The organism is Terriglobales bacterium, from assembly GCA_035487355.1.
In the GTDB taxonomy this organism is placed as follows: Bacteria; Acidobacteriota; Terriglobia; order Terriglobales; family Acidobacteriaceae; genus QIAW01.
Window position 1 is genome coordinate 34383 of the sequence record DATHMF010000109.1, and the last position, 15110, is coordinate 49492.

The 15110-nt window shown below is 54.7% G+C and carries 12 protein-coding genes; 6 read left to right on the plus strand and 6 right to left on the minus strand.

Translation table 11 applies throughout. The features are described 5' to 3' along the window. Positions 1-87 precede the first annotated feature (87 nt). From mazG to menC, 3 genes are read left to right on the plus strand one after another with little or no spacing between them, the layout of a single operon-like run. On the plus strand, positions 88-993 hold the full coding sequence (gene mazG / locus VK738_20345; GenBank protein ID HTD25012.1) for a nucleoside triphosphate pyrophosphohydrolase: 906 nt from the start codon (positions 88-90) through the stop codon (positions 991-993). Next, positions 957-1763, plus strand: a complete 807-nt coding sequence (locus VK738_20350) for a hypothetical protein (GenBank protein HTD25013.1) — start codon at positions 957-959, stop codon at positions 1761-1763. The genes mazG and VK738_20350 overlap by 37 nt, the downstream gene beginning before the upstream one ends. A 6-nt stretch (positions 1764-1769) precedes the next feature. Beyond that, positions 1770-2897 carry an o-succinylbenzoate synthase gene (gene menC, locus VK738_20355; protein ID HTD25014.1) on the plus strand — a complete coding sequence of 376 codons (1128 nt, stop codon included), beginning with the start codon at positions 1770-1772 and terminating at the stop codon, positions 2895-2897. Positions 2898-2899: 2 nt separating this feature from the next. Here the strand turns inward: menC and VK738_20360 are convergent, their stop codons facing one another. Further along, positions 2900-3838, minus strand: coding sequence for a hypothetical protein (locus VK738_20360; protein HTD25015.1), 939 nt, complete (start codon positions 3836-3838; stop codon positions 2900-2902). 424 nt (positions 3839-4262) lie between these two features. Here VK738_20360 and VK738_20365 point away from each other — a divergent pair, with 424 nt between their 5' ends. Together VK738_20365 and VK738_20370 are read left to right on the plus strand one after the other, a co-directional pair. Further along, positions 4263-4835 carry a polymer-forming cytoskeletal protein gene (locus VK738_20365; GenBank protein HTD25016.1) on the plus strand — a complete coding sequence of 191 codons (573 nt, stop codon included), beginning with the start codon at positions 4263-4265 and terminating at the stop codon, positions 4833-4835. Positions 4836-4843: 8 nt separating this feature from the next. Further along, positions 4844-5497: a class I SAM-dependent methyltransferase gene (locus VK738_20370; GenBank protein HTD25017.1), complete on the plus strand. Its 654-nt coding sequence runs from the start codon at positions 4844-4846 to the stop codon at positions 5495-5497. 13 nt (positions 5498-5510) lie between these two features. Here VK738_20370 and VK738_20375 read toward each other — a convergent pair whose 3' ends face one another. The 4 genes from VK738_20375 to VK738_20390 form a co-directional block, all read right to left on the minus strand. Continuing rightward, a complete protein-coding gene (locus VK738_20375) occupies positions 5511-6620 on the minus strand; it encodes an FAD-binding protein (GenBank protein HTD25018.1) in 1110 nt (369 codons plus the stop codon). Positions 6621-6642: 22 nt separating this feature from the next. After that, complete coding sequence (locus tag VK738_20380; GenBank protein HTD25019.1) at positions 6643-7308, minus strand: methyltransferase domain-containing protein; 666 nt, start codon at positions 7306-7308, stop codon at positions 6643-6645. 107 nt (positions 7309-7415) lie between these two features. Further along, positions 7416-9140, minus strand: a complete 1725-nt coding sequence (locus VK738_20385) for an ABC transporter ATP-binding protein (GenBank protein ID HTD25020.1) — start codon at positions 9138-9140, stop codon at positions 7416-7418. 610 nt (positions 9141-9750) lie between these two features. Then, on the minus strand, positions 9751-10470 hold the full coding sequence (locus tag VK738_20390; GenBank protein ID HTD25021.1) for an amino acid racemase: 720 nt from the start codon (positions 10468-10470) through the stop codon (positions 9751-9753). A gap of 106 nt (positions 10471-10576) precedes the next feature. On the opposite strand from VK738_20390, the gene VK738_20395 reads away from it, so the two are divergent. After that, on the plus strand, positions 10577-11761 hold the full coding sequence (locus VK738_20395; GenBank protein HTD25022.1) for a cysteine desulfurase family protein: 1185 nt from the start codon (positions 10577-10579) through the stop codon (positions 11759-11761). A 7-nt stretch (positions 11762-11768) separates the two neighbouring features. On the opposite strand, the gene VK738_20400 is transcribed toward VK738_20395, so the two are convergent. After that, positions 11769-14939 carry a beta-propeller fold lactonase family protein gene (locus VK738_20400; GenBank protein HTD25023.1) on the minus strand — a complete coding sequence of 1057 codons (3171 nt, stop codon included), beginning with the start codon at positions 14937-14939 and terminating at the stop codon, positions 11769-11771. Between the last annotated feature and the right edge of the window lie 171 nt (positions 14940-15110).

The following is a 15110-nucleotide window of genomic DNA, read 5'->3' on the forward strand; positions in this document are numbered from 1 at the left end:
AGTTAGATGCAAAGCGGGGAAGGACATCCGCTCATTTTCGGGAGGTTCATTTGCTGGGTGGTGACGATATCGTTTAGATTAAAAACCATGTCTACAACCGGAGAACGATTCGAACGCGCCGTCTCCATTATGGCACGATTGCGTGGCCCCGGAGGCTGTCCGTGGGACCGCGAACAAACCTTCGATTCCATCAAGCCTTACACCCTGGAAGAGACCTACGAAGTTATCGAGGCCATTGATAACAAGGATTTCGAGGAGCTGCGCGGAGAATTGGGCGACCTGCTTCTGCAGGTTTTGTTTTATACCCAGATGGCGAAGGAAGAAAACCGCTTCTCCATTGATGATGTGCTAGACCGTCTATGCGAAAAATTAGTGGGCCGCCATCCCCATGTTTTTGGAGACGTCAAAGCCGAAACTTCTGCTGAGGTTTTACGCAACTGGGAGGCCCTGAAGGCGGAAGAAAAGAAAAGCCGGGAAAACAAAAGCGAATCAGCCGGGCCCACGGGTCAATCTGAAGACCATCCATCTCTGCTGGCCGGGGTTTCATCCGGGCTACCAGCCTTGCTCGAAGCCTATAAACTCAGTTCGCGTGCAGCCCGCGTTGGCTTTGATTGGCCTGATATTCAGGGCTTATTCGAGAAGTTGGAAGAAGAGACGGAAGAGCTGAAGAAGGATCTCAAAGAGTTTCCCGCGCCCGGCCCGCGTCCTCAGGGACGCGGTATCGCCGGATCAGGCTCCACTCAAATTTCTGAAGCATTGCGCCAGCGGCTGGAAGACGAAATTGGAGATCTGTTCTTCGTGGTGGTGAATCTGGCACGTTATCTTTCCGTGGATTCGGAGTTGGCCCTGAAAAAGACCAATCGCAAGTTCAGGCGCCGCTTTCAGTATGTTGAAGAGCAATTGCGGGCCCAGGGACGAAAACTGGAAGAAGCTTCTTTGCAGGAGATGGAATCATTGTGGCAAAAGTCGAAGCCGCAAGGGCAACCGGAATGATGGGCACAGAATCAATTGTCGTCCGCAGGTGTACGGAATTTGCGGAGCTGCAAGCCTGCATGGCCATGCAGAAAGAGGTTTGGCACTTTGAGGATGCCGACCTGGTTCCACTGCGCATGTTCGTAGTAGCACAAAAGATAGGAGGACAAGTGATCGGGGCGTTTGATCGCAAAGATCTGGTGGGATTTCTGCTCTCTATCCCCGGATCGCGCTCCGGATGCTCCTATCTGCACTCTCACATGCTGGCCGTGCGCGAGCAATATCGTAACTCCGGACTTGGCCAAAGATTGAAGTGGTTTCAGCGCGAGGACGCAATGGCCCGCAACTTCGATCTCATCGAATGGACCTTTGATCCCCTGGAGATCAAGAATGCTTATATGAATATCGTGAAGCTGGGTGCCATCGCACGCCGCTATAACCTCAACCAGTATGGAACGACCTCTTCGCCTTTGCACGGAGGTCTCCCCACCGACCGGCTGGTTGCCGAATGGTGGCTGCGGTCACGGCGCGTAGCCAATGTTTTGCAAGGTACAGCATTTCAAGTACAGACCACTCTTGAAATTGAGATACCGGCCCAAATTAACGAATGGAAGTCAGCGGCCCAAACCCGCGAACAGGCGAAGCAGGTCCAATCGCGCAACCGCGAGGCATTTCTCAAGGCTTTCTCCGAAGGCTTCGCAATTTTGGGTTACGAACGCGATACGCGAGGCAACGGAAAATTTCTGCTGGGCCGCTGGGATGAATCCTGGTTGTGTGCTCCTGAAGTATGACTTCCTATGATTAAGATCGAAGCCATCACGCTGCGCGAGATCCGCATGCCGCTGGTGCACTTCTTTGAGACCAGCTTTAGCCGGACTTATGACCGTCGCATTCTTCTGATTTGCCTTCATTGCCAAGGAATAGAGGCCTGGGGAGAGTGCGTCGCCGGAGAGGGTCCGCACTATTCCGAAGAATCCATTGATACCGCCTGGTATGTGACTCGTGAATATTTAGCGCCTGCCATCCTGGGAAAAACTCTCGAACGCGGTGGTGATTCCGTGCCTTTGTTTGCTGCAGTTCGCGGGCATCGTATGGCCAAGGCCGCAGTTGAGAATGCGTTGTGGCACGCTGAATCTATAGAGAAGGGAGTTCCTCTCTGGAACCTGCTGGGTGGCACACGCTCTGAAGTTCCGTGTGGAGTTTCCATCGGCATACAGGACTCAGTCGAACAACTGCTGGAAAAAATCCAAATCGAATTGGCTTCTGGCTACCAGCGCATCAAAGTCAAGATCAAACCCGGTTGGGATGTTAGCGTGATCGAACGCATTCGTGCCCGTTGGCCCAAGATTGTGCTGAGCTGCGATGCCAATTCTGCCTACACACTCGAAGACGCCAACCATCTCATGAAGCTTGATGCCTTCAACCTGTTAATGATTGAACAGCCCTTATGGAACGATGACGTCTACTTCCATGCCCGGCTGCAAAAGCAGCTTAAGACCGCAATTTGCCTGGATGAAAGCATTCGCTCAGCGCGCGACGCGCAAATGGCTATCGAACTTGGCTCCTGCCGCATCGTGAATATCAAAGTGGGGCGGGTGGGCGGCTTCAGTGAAGCGATTGCCGTGCACAACACCTGCAAGGCTGCAGGAATTCCGGTGTGGTGCGGCGGAATGTTGGAATCCGGCATCGGACGCACCCAAAACCTCGCGCTTTCCACCCTTGAGAATTTCATCTTGCCGGGAGATGTTTCCGCCTCCAAGCGTTATTGGAAAGAGGACATCATCGAACCCGAAGTCCTGGTATCACCCCAGGGTACGATTCAAGTCTCGAATCAAGTGGGGATCGGTCACGCAATCCGAAAAGATTTGATTCAACGGCTCACGGTAAGAGAAGAAACGTTGAGCGCTGTTTCTGCCGGAATCTGATTCTATTTTGCCGGGGCTTTTGAATCGCCGCTTTGCTGCACAGCCAGTTGCGTATTTTGTTGCTTGAGCACTTCTACTGCTTCGGCCAGAGAGAGGTGGGGCGGAGCAGGACGAAAGCTGCCGGTAATTTCCTTTTCGTCAATATTCAGCTTCTTAAACAGGAGCACGCGCCCGGTAAGCCGCATCTTCAGCATACAAACCCCCTGGCGGTGGGGACCGATCTTCGATTGTTCCACTTCAAATTCACCACCCTTATCGAGATGACCGAAGATCCCCCATCCGAAGTTGACCTCCTGCGTTAGCTTCGCCACAATTTTGACCAGGCGCTTTTCGGCGTTATCCATAAGCATGGTGCCTTCCATGCCGTGATAAACCTGCGTCTCGCGGTTTGGCGGATTAAAGTTGGGATTGGGCTTAAAACGTATTCGCACCAGTTGGCCATACTGAGCAGAATCTTCCCGCCCGTCGTATTCAAAAATGAAGGCATCCGGCATGGCTTTCACTATCTTGTTGATGTGTTCCTCCTCCTCTTTTTGTTCTTTGCGGAGCTTCTTGGGGAACTCAGGATCTGCTGCCTGTTTTTGCAGACGCGCATCTTCTTTTTCTTGCTGCTGGGCAGTAAGTGGCTGGTCATTGATCGCAATCAGCCGGCCAATGGCGCCTTCATCGGTCTCAACATATTCTTTGGTTTGTTCGCCGCTCGGAGTCAGCCTGCGTACGACGTAGAAGTACTTTTCATCGCTGGGCGTCTGCTTGAGTTCATTTTCGATCACCTGCCGTACAAGTTCGCTGGCCGAAGCAGGCAAGGGCGGTTTGGCGATCTGAGCAGAGCAGCAACTCTCCGACCCCGACTGCTGACCGTTTGTTGCATTGGATTGAGCGCTAGATTGAATTCCTAGAAAAAAAGCTAAGAACGCGGCCAAAAGCGCCGAAGACGACACGCTTCCCCTCGTGCACCCACAACACTGCATAAACCCTGTTTATGATTAGACGGTTTTTGCGCATTTTCCGTTGCTCGCACATAGGTTTAATTTCGCGTTTTTGGGTTATTTTCAGCATGAATTGAAAAAGAAAAGTCGGCTTCGAGGAGGAGAAATATGAGTGTTAGCCCCGGAAACCGCACATAAGATGCACGGCCTCTGATAAATATATACTCATTAGTTACCCCTGCATTCCACCCCTGTGTTATTGCATTCTCAGGTGGTTTGCCCGCTGGTAAGAACCTTTTCTTTTGAGGCAGGGCTTTTCTTTGAGAGCAGGAAGGCAGTATAGTGTCCAGAACGCCGTCATGATCTCTACTGCTTAAACTGCCGAGTCAACCTTGGCGATCAGATCAACCTGCGTGAACATCCTTGGAGAAAACTTATGTGGAAAGCGCGTCCTGAAGAAAAGCCATCCGGCTCAGCGGCCCCGGCCCCGAGCACGACCAATACCCCAACTAGCACTACTACCCCAGCTACGACTGCTGCAACTAATGCTGCCGGCGCTGGCAATACATCTGCGTCTACTGCCCGTCCGGCTCTTACGCCACAACGTCCGGCTGAAAATTTCCGTGCCGAAGTCGCCCACATCGGCAAATCCGTGCTGATCAAAGGAGAACTTTCTGGCAGCGAAGATCTTTATCTCGATGGTGAAGTTGAAGGTAACGTTGACCTGAAGCAGCATAGTCTGACAGTCGGCCCGCATGGCCGTGTACGCGCCAACATTCGTGCTCGTGAGGTAATCGTGCACGGTAAAGTTGACGGGAACATAGCCGGGGACGAAAAGGTTGAGCTGAAAAAGTCGGCTGTCCTTACCGGGGATATCACTACTCAGCGCATCATGATCGAAGACGGCGCGTACTTCAAAGGGGCCATAGATCTTCAGAAAGAGAAAGAAGGAAAATCGCACTCCGCGGAGCACCGCCGCGAGATAAGCCTCAGCGCGTCGGCAGGATAAAATTTTTGATGCCGCAGTTTTTCAAGTTGTTTCGCAATTCTTCAACCACGGCTGGAGCGCCGCCGTTAGCGTCATCGCAAGAGCGCGTGTCGCGGCACTCCACCGGTTTTCAGGAATTCACCAAGGTCATACATGCGGGGGAAGGGCTCGCGGTCCTGGATCTGGGGCCGACCTCGCCCGACAATATCCACTGCATCACCTCGCTCGGACACAAAATCTATAACGTAGATGTACTGCTGGCTTCCACGGATCCTGCCCTGCTGCGCAAAACCGAGGATGGCGCCGTTACCTTGGATGTAGAACAGTTCTTTGCAGAGAATCTTGTCTTCCGGGGAGAGCAATTCGATGCTGTCATGCTCTGGAGTGTCGCCGACTATCTGCCCGAGCCTCTGGTGAAGCCTTTAGTTGAGCGTATCCACAGCGTAATGAGGCCGGGAGGAATGCTGTTGGGTTTCTTCCACACCAAAGACGCCGGTCCCCAGGCTCCTTATCATCGTTATCACATTGCTGGTCCCGATACCCTTGAGTTGCAGCAAGTGCCGCGCTTCCGCCTGCAGCGTGTCTTCAATAATCGGCACATCGAAAATCTTTTTCAGAACTTTAAGTCCCTGAAATTCTTCCTCACGCGCGACCATACTCGTGAAGTGCTGGTTGTGCGCTAAGGGACCGTCGGCATCAAACCGCAATCCTTGTAGCTTTAAGCAGAGACTCGGTAGTCCCGGTCATCTGGATGAGACGAGCAAGCGGCATACGCACCACGCCCGGCAAGCTGATCATCTTTCGCAACCAGCGGGCGCGCTGAAATGCGGGAAGCAGTCTTGCATTGTACTCATGGCTGTAAATTTCAACTGCCATGCGTAAATTAAATTCTTTTTTCAAAAATCCTGTTAAAGCCTGGGCCGCCAGAATTCCGCTGTGCAGGGCCAAGGTCATGCCGTCTCCGACAAAGGGATCAATAAATCCGGCAGCGTCTCCGGCGTTAATGATTTTCCCCTCGATGGGCGCCGGCTTTCTGAAATAAAGCGGAGATGTGGTTACAGTCTCCATCACCGGGATCCAATCCTGGCTGTCCCGGTAAAGCTCAGGATGCAGCATGAACACTTCACCCAGAGTCGTTGCTGCTTCAGCGCGGACCATGGCACAGGCGTTTACTCGCTCCAGCCCAACCGGTTGCACTCCACAATAGCCGCCGTTGAAGAGATAAAGATCAATCACGCCCGAGCGGGAAGAGGTAGCTTCTGCAAAATGGGCTTTCAGCCCAATCCACTTGATGTTATGACAGCCGTTCCGGTCCCTGGTTTTGGTTCTGTTGAAGATGGACCATCTCCCGGCCGCATTGATAAGCGCGGCTGAGTGAATGTTGGCACGCTCGATTGTAATTTCAAATGGGCCGTCTCCCTGCACTTTAAGGACCGGGCACTTCTCGCAGCATTCAGCGCCCAACTTCTCCGCTTGCTTCCATAGTGCGGAATCTAAATCAAAGCGGGTGATGCTGGCGGCCGGCGGCCGGACGGGTGCGGAGAGAGTGCGGCCGTCAACATGAATATTGGCTTGAACAATGGGTGGGGCTTGATTCACCAGCAGGGAAACTTCGTCCGCTTCCAGCAATTTATCGAGCGCGGCGCAGCCTTCGGGTGAGACGAATTCTCCGCAAACTTTATGCCGGGGATAAAATCCGCGCTCCAACACCAGGACCCGGGCTTGCGGTACAGAACGCATAAGGGTGATTGCGGCCGCGCACCCTGCCAGCCCCCCGCCGACGATTACCAGATCGTATTCACGCATTCTGTGCTCATCTAATTATCACTCATTGCGCCCAAACGATTGCACCCATGCGAAAAAGATAATGCTTGCTGATTTCAGTGCGGATTGCCCTGGTTTTGCTTAACATATCGCGCAGCTCCTCCGGCGTATACGAGCGCCGTATGGAAACCGGTCCGTCGTGGCGCGTGAGCCGGCTGCGAAAAAGAGGAAACCCGGCATAGACCAGCGCCAAATGAAAACCGTGACGGCGCAAGTCGTTGATGAGCACAGCCACCCGCGCGACCCGCAGCGCTTCACTTGCGAACTGGATAATCTCTGCCGGCTCCAGGTGATGAACAAAAGTCGAGCAGGCCACCAGATCAAAGCTTTTATCAGCAAAAGGCAGGGACAGGGCATCACCGACAACAGTTGTGAAGTTACCGTTGAGATGCGAAAAATTTCTGTCTAACAGAGTCGCGTCAACGGTAATTCCTTTTTGACCTAGGCTGGTGCGCACGGCAGCGGCAATGTCTCCCGAAGCTCCCGCGACATCCAGCAGCGAGAATTGCTTCTGCCCCGTCCGGGCGGCGACTTTTTGGATTAATTGTGTAACTGTGCGAATGCTGCCAAACCAGCGGTTGATTCGCTGCAGGTCGGCCAGGGAAGAGGCGACCTCGCAGGTGTTTCCGGCATCGCTATCGAGCAGTTCGGGTGTGACAGTGCGTTTCATGAATTGAGTAATTGGATAATCGGGTAACTGTCTAATTTGACCTACTGCTTGTGATTTGCGCAACGGCTCAATTCCACAATTACCAAATTACACAATTACTCAATTCTTCAAACCTCGGCCAACTCTTCTTCCAGTAACTGCTTGTTATACAGATCGGTGTAATAGCCGTTGCGTGCAATCAATTCTTCGTGTGTCCCTAGTTCGACGATACTGCCTTCGTGCAAGACGGCAATCCGGTCGGCATTGCGCACGGTGGAGACGCGATGCGAAATGAATATGGTTGTCCGTTCGCGCATGACCTCGCGCAGATGAGTCAGAATTTTTTCTTCCGTGTGGGTATCAACGCTGGAGAGAGCGTCATCCAGAATCAAAATCCGCGGGTCGCGCAGAATGGCGCGCGCAATCGCAGTGCGCTGCTTTTGCCCGCCGGAAAGCGTAATGCCACGCTCGCCCACCATGGTGGAATATTTTTCCGGGAATTCTTCAATGTCCCCGGCAATATTGGCGGCCTCGGCTGCCTGGCGAATCTGGTCATCGCTTGCGTTCTCCGTACCCAGGGCAACGTTTTCGCGGAGTGTGTCGCTGAACAGAAAAGTTTCCTGAGGTACGAACCCGATGCTGCTACGCAGTTTACTCAGGGAGAACTCTCGAATAGGACGTCCGTCGAGCAGCACCGCGCCCGGGGCAGCATCGTAGATGCGCGGAATCAAATTCACCAGCGTAGATTTTCCCGAACCGGTAGGACCGACTACAGCCAGGCTGGTTCCAGCGGGGATCTGCAGGTTGACGTTTTTGAGAACGGGCACTCCGTTGTAGCTGAAGTCCAGGTTGCGAAACTCAATTTCACCGCGAATCGGCCCAGCGCCGGTGGTCTGCGGCACAAGGTCATCGGTGATCTCGGCCTTTTCCGCAAAGATTTCATTGATTCGTCCCATAGATGCGGTGCCGCGCTGAAAAATGTTCAAGACCCAGCCCAGGGCGATAATCGGCCAGGTGAGCTGCACCATGTAAGTATTGAAGGCCACGAAATCACCCACGGTCATGCGACCCAGGAGTACCTCGCGTCCGCCAAGCCATAAGACCAGGACGACGGCCAGTCCCAGCAACAGCTCGAGCGTCGGCCAAAGCATTCCCATCAGGCGGACCAGCAGCAGGCTTCGCCGGATATATTCCTGATTCGCAGCCTCGAAGGCCTTGATCTCGGCCCTTTCCTGCACATAGGCGCGCAGCACGCGGGCGCCTGAAAAATTCTCCTGAGCGCGCGCCGAGATGTCAGAAAACATCGCCTGGATGCGTTCAAAACGTTCATGGATCCGCCGGCCAAAGTACTGCACAATCACGCTGACCAGGGGAAGCGGCAAGAAGGCCCAGGTGGTCAATCTTGGGCTGATGTGCCACATGAAAACCAGGGCAGCAGCGGTGAAGACAATGGTATTGGCCGAATACATAATGGCCGGCCCCAGCAGCATGCGGACCGCATTCAGATCATTGGTCGCGCGCGCCATAATGTCGCCGGTGCGCGTGCGCTGGTAGTAGGAATAGGAAAGTCCTTCCAAGTGGCGGAACAGGTCGTTGCGCAAATCGAACTCGATCTCGCGCGAGATACCAATCAGCTTCCAGCGGGTCAAGAATTGAAAAATCCCCTTGGAGAAGGCAATCGCAACCAGCACGAGGGAGTAATACACCAACTTGTGGCTGGTAACGCCGCCGTTAAGATCGTCCACGGCATGTTTGATGATTTGGGGAAAGTAGACCCAGATGCCGTTGGTCAACAACACCGAGATCGCACCGAGGAAAAAGCCCCAGCGGTATCTCCATAAATATGGCTTCAAGGCGCCTAGGTTCTTGAACATCTCTGTATAGACGATTTTAGCAGCCCAAGCGCCGCAAAATTATTGGAGCTAGAATCGCCTGCTCTCCTTTCCACAACATAGCCTCGTTTTTTACTCTGTTCAGGTGGTGAGGAGTGGGTACTTGCTAGGTGGTAAGTGAGCCCCAAAAATAACGCTGATCACCGCATATCTAGCGGCGAAAGTTGATGTGGGTGGAACACTTGCTGCTCTAAACCCAGTCGTCAGTCCTCAGTCCTCAGCAAAAGCAACCGCAAAGGCTTTTCGCCGCGGATGAACGCGGATCAACGCTGATTTTCCGGAAGATTTGTGCGGCCCCCCACTTGCTAGCTTGTGTCTGGAGTGCCCCAAATCGCGTCTGACCCGCGTCATTACTGGCGAAAATCAATTCGGGGTGGGGTACTAGCTGAGCAGGTGGGGCAGGTATCAGTATCTCAGAGATAGTACGCAGTACTCGGTACTCAGACAACAAATTTTCAAAGACCACAAGGGGCAATACCCCCCCGCATTCTGGAATGCGGTTAAGAAAAACACACCACAAGACAATGATGGGCTAAGATTCCTCAAAAACCAAGGTTTTGATACCACTTTTCTACTGCACCGCCCGGCGCAGCGCCGCCCGTGCAAGCAAGCGTGTGGAATCTAGCGTCGGTAGCGGAGAATTCGAGTCATTCATGATCAACGGGATCTCGGTGCAGCCCAGCACGACGGCGTCGCAGCCCTCGTCTTTTTTCTGTCCGTCTGGCATCTGTCCGGTTTTCATCCGTTCGATGACCTGCTGAAAATAAGCGACTGCCTCGGGCTTGAAGACGCCGTAAACCAACTCATCCATGATGATGCGATTGATTTCTTCGCGTTCTGTGGTATTCGGGCGCACATACTTCACGCCGCGGGCTGTGAGCTTCTCTGGATAGACCTCGCTTTCGACGAGCCAGCGAGTTCCGGTCAGGCCGAGGCGTCTGAACCCGCGTTCGACGGCCTCGGCGGCGACGACCTCGGCGATGTGCAGCCAGGGAAGCGGCGACCGCGGTTCAACATAAGCGAGCGCCCGGTGGATGGTGCTATCGGGGCAGATCAGAAAATCGGCGCCGATTTTCGCGAGCTTATTTGCGGAGGAGAGCATCAGTTCGCCTACGCCCTGCCAGTCGTCGCGGTAGATGCATTTCATGTACTCGGCGAGCGAGTGCGTGTGCATCGAAACCTCGGGATGAGCGTGCGCGCCGAGAAGCTGCGCGCCTTCCACGCAGATGGTCCGATAACAAAGAGCCGCGCCTTCGGCGGAGCAGGCGACAATACCGATGTGCTGGGGCATGACTTGATTTTACAGAGGCGCCACGATCTCACGGACAAGAGAAAGATCGGCGTGAGAGATGTAATTCTTTAACCCTGCCCGATAGCAACGTAGATACAATAGAAGTATGCAGCGCGTGTACATGGATAACAATGCCACCTCGCCTCCGTTACCTGAGGTACTGGAGGCCATGCGTCCCTATCTGGGCGAGCGCTTCGGAAATGCTTCGTCTGTCCATCACCATGGACAGCAGACCCGCGCAGCGGTAGAGCACGCGCGTGAGAGTATCGCCCGGTTGGTGAATTGCCGTGCGGCTGAAATTGTATTTACCAGCGGCGGAACCGAAGCCGATAACCTCGGAATTTTTGGTATGGTGCGCGCCGGAGATCATGTAGTGACCTCTGCCATTGAGCATCATGCTGTGCTCAACTCCTGCCTTCGTCTGGAGAAGATGGGATCGAGTGTCACCTACGTTCCCGTGGATGGCCGTGGCCTGGTTGATCCTGAGGACGTCAGGCGTGCCCTGCGGCCTAATACCCGGTTGATCTCCATCATGATGGCCAACAACGAAACCGGAGTGCTGCAGCCCGTCGAAGCCATCGGCCGCATTGCCGCTGAGGCCGACATTTACTTTCACACCGATGCCGTGCAGGCAGCAGGAAAGTGCGTCATTGACGTGCAGAAGATCGGCTGCGATCTGCTTTCTCTCTCCGGACACAAGATGCACGCACCCCAGGGCACGGGCGCCCTGTACATCCGCAAGGGAACCCTGATTGAGCCCCTGTTTTACGGCGGCAACCATGAGCGCCAGCGCCGTGCAGGAACAGAGAATGTGCCGGGAATCGTCGCCTTGGGTAAAGCAGCGGAGATCGCCATCGCAGCTTTCCAGAACGGCGAAGTCGCGCGCTTGGAAGCCTTGCGCAACCGGCTGCAGCAGGGAATCCTAGAGGCAGTGGATGAAACCGGCGTGAACGGTGAAGGCGCACCTCGGGTTCCAACCACCACAAATATTCATTTTGACCACATTGAAGGCGAAGCGCTGATTATCGCGCTCGACCTTAAGGGACTGGCGGTTTCAACCGGTGCTGCCTGCTCTTCTGGCGCCCTTGAACCCTCCCATGTTCTGATTGCCATGGGATTGGCCCCCGAGCGCGCCCGCGCCAGCGTGCGCTTCAGCCTGGGCAAGCTCAACAGCGCGAAAGACGTGGATTTCGCGCTCTCCCTTATTCCGCCCACAGTCGCCCGATTGCGGGAGCTCTCGCCGGTTTATAAGAAGCACTCAGCAGTCAGCAGTCAGCACTCAGCCAAGTAAGACACATTTATTGCACCACGCCTGTAACCACAACCGATACCGGCTTAGTGCCTGCCGCAAAGGGCGAACCAGCTACCGAAGTTAAGGCGCCACTTGCCTGGTCAATTGAAAATACCGAAATATCATTCGTTCCGGAATCAGCGACCACCAGGAAGTTCCCCGATGGATCCACCGCCAGGGACTGGGGTGCATTGCCGGTGCTCTTTGGCCCGCCAGGGAACGGAACCAGAGTGCCGTTGGGATTGATGGCATAGATCGAAATATCATTCGAACCGAGGTTCGCCGCGTAGAGGAAGCGTCCCTTGGGATCAACCGCGACGGCCACCGGCTGCGTGTGCGCCGGGAAACTCCCCAGGGGCTGGGGCTGGGTGATACATGCGACGCATCCGGAGATCCCGAAGGCGAATATGCTGTTCGAGCCTTTGCTTGCGACATACACCGCCGCTCCCGATGGCAGCGTCGCGATGCCTTGCGGATTTGTGCCTGCCGGCGCCTGTCCGCTGCTGTTGTTTTGCAGCTCTCCGTAGGGGCCAGGGCTACCGAGAATGTCGATGTTGTAGTTCAAGAGCTGATTCGACGGGGAAGGCGTAGCAGAAGAGACGAACGCATTCTGGCCGACGGGGTCGGTGACAATGGCGGAGGGTGCTAGAAGAGCGGTGTAGGGCGAATTGGAAAGTTGTGACAGAGCTCCGGTGGAGCGGTTGATGAGATAACCGGAAACCGTGTCATCGCCGGTATTGGCTACGTAGAGCAAGCGGCCGCTGATGTCGGCGAATAGGCTCGTGGGATTGGTGCCGGAAGCAAATGGCGATCCCGTGACAGCGGCGAGTGTACCCGTGTTGGAGATTGTGTAAGCGGAAACCTTGTTCGATCCGCTGTCGGCAACAAAAGCAAAGCTGCCGCTCGGATCAACGGAGATAGAAGCGGGCGCCGTGCCGGTCGCAAAGGGTGAACCGGCAATTCCCGCAGTAAGCGCACCCGTCGCGGGGTTCATGCTGAAGGCAGAGACAGTATTGTCAGACATGTTTGTGGCGTAAACATACTGTGGCGTGACGCTGACGCCTTGTGCGCCTTCCACCAGTGCAAACAAGTGATTGAAGGAGCTTTGTCCCAGCATCTGACTGGTCTGGCTGGGAATACCATTGGTCGAAGGAAAATTCGAGACGGCCAGCGGCCCTCCGGCGACTGGAACGCTATAGGCAAATTTTCCCGAGGAGCTGATGAAGTCAACTTCGGGCGCGCTGCCAAATGGCGAGCCATTGAGCTGCGTGAGGGCGCCGGAGGTCAAATCAATAGAGAAAATGGCCAGACCTGAGTTGGTGTAGATGTAGGCAAATTTCTCTGCCGAATCGATGAGGAAAGGCGCGCCACGGTTGTTGTTGATCGAAGTGAAAGGTGCGCCAGCCAGTCTTGTCAGTGCGCCGGTTGCGGGATCAACGCTGAAGGCATCGATGCAGGAACAACTGAATCCCTGCAAATACAGGCGGCGTCCCAATGGATCCATCGTGATGTTTGGCTGGACCACGGTCGCCCGCGGTAGACCCAAAGACGTGAGGGCGCCGGTAGAAGGATTAATGCTATAAGCACTGATGTTGTTCGAAGTCCAATTCGCAGCGTAGAGGAACTTACTAGTTGGGTCTATGACGATGGACGCGGTAAGCGTCCCGGCAGGAAAGGGAGAGCCTAGGACCGCAGTAAGCACACCAGTGACTGGATTGATTGCGAATGCAGCAACGGCATTGCTCGCGGCCGCATAAAGGAATTTACCCGCAGGGTCAATGACCGGCTGTTGATAACCGGCTCCGCCGAGGGAAACAGCAAGCGAACCTGCCGATGTCAGGCTGCCGTCGGAATTGATGACGTATTCCAGAATGGTGCTGGAGCTGGTGACATAGAGAAAGCGTCCCAGGGGATCTGCAACTAAACCAAAGTAACTTCCCCCGATAGAAAAATATCCGCGGTTGCGGAGCTGCCCGGTGGCCGCATCTACCACGAAGTAGCTGAGTGAATGCGCATCGGGCGCCGTCACGTAGGCAAAACGCGGCAGCAGAGCCTGCAACACCGTGAGACCAAGTGTTCCTTGAATGTTCCCGGGGCCGGTGGCTGTGATGGTGGTCGGCCCGGTCGAGATGGTGCTGGCAATCCCGACGCTGTTGATCGTTGCCACACCTGAAGCGGAAGATGACCACGTAGCTGTGGAGGTCAGATCCTGAACGCTTCCGTCCGTGTAATTTCCTATAGCACCGAACCCGCTCGGATGGGGCAGGTGGACTGAAGAGTTGCCACCAACCGTAATGGAGACCAGCGCCGGCGGCAACACGGTCAGCAAGGTTGAACCTGTTATCGCATTTGAAACCGCCTTAATGGTGGTGCTGCCCTGGGCCACAGTCTGCGCCAGCCCGGTTGTGTTGATGGTGGCGACAGAGGTCGTCGTAGATGACCAGGTAGCGGTGCTGGTGAGGTCCTGCGTGGAATTGTCAGTCAAAGTTCCGGTTGCAGTGAACTGCTGGCTTAACCCTAACGCGACGCCAGGATTGTTGGGCGTGACCGCAATGGAAACCAGGACGGGCGGGCCGATGGTAAGCACGGTGGAAGGATTGAATCCGCCATATTGCGCCTGAATGGTTGGCGTGCCTTGCTGCAAAGTTTTTGCCAGACCTTTGCCATCAACCGTTGCCTTCGTTAGGTCAGAAGAACTCCAAGTGGCAACACCGGTGGCGTCCAGAGTGCTGCTGTCAGCGTAGTGGGCAGTAGCGGTAAATTGCTGGGGTAACCCTTTCGGGACGGAAGGGGTCAAGGGCGCAATAGAAACTGAGGTCAACGCCGCTGCTGGTACGTGCACTATGGTGGAAATGTGTGCCGGTCCGGAAGCAGCGGTGATCGTCGCTACACCGGCCGCGTGCGCTGTCGCCAGCCCGCTGACAGGATCAATACTCACGACCGAGGGGGTGTCTGATCTCCATTGTGCAGTAACAGTACGTTGAGCTGCACCGTGCGCTGCGCCCTCAAAAAATGCTTCCTGGATGGTAAACGATAAGTTATTGCCTGCAGAAAGCGGGGGATTGGCAGGCGAAATGATTAACCGTACAGGGCTCTTTTGTTGTGCGTAGCTAAAGGCTGAAAAAATCGCCAGCGTCACGGACAGAAGGCAGCGCAATCCACGATAGGGCAGGGACATTCCGTTCTCCAGAGGGCAGATAAGATTCGTAGGGGGTACTTGGCGGATTATATGCCGAAAAGCCTGAGAACCAGGATATTTTTAAGAAGCATTCAGCACTCAGCTAATCCAGACTTTCTTGCCAACCCCAATTCAGGGGCGCTAACCCTTCAACTCAAGGCGGATATCTGC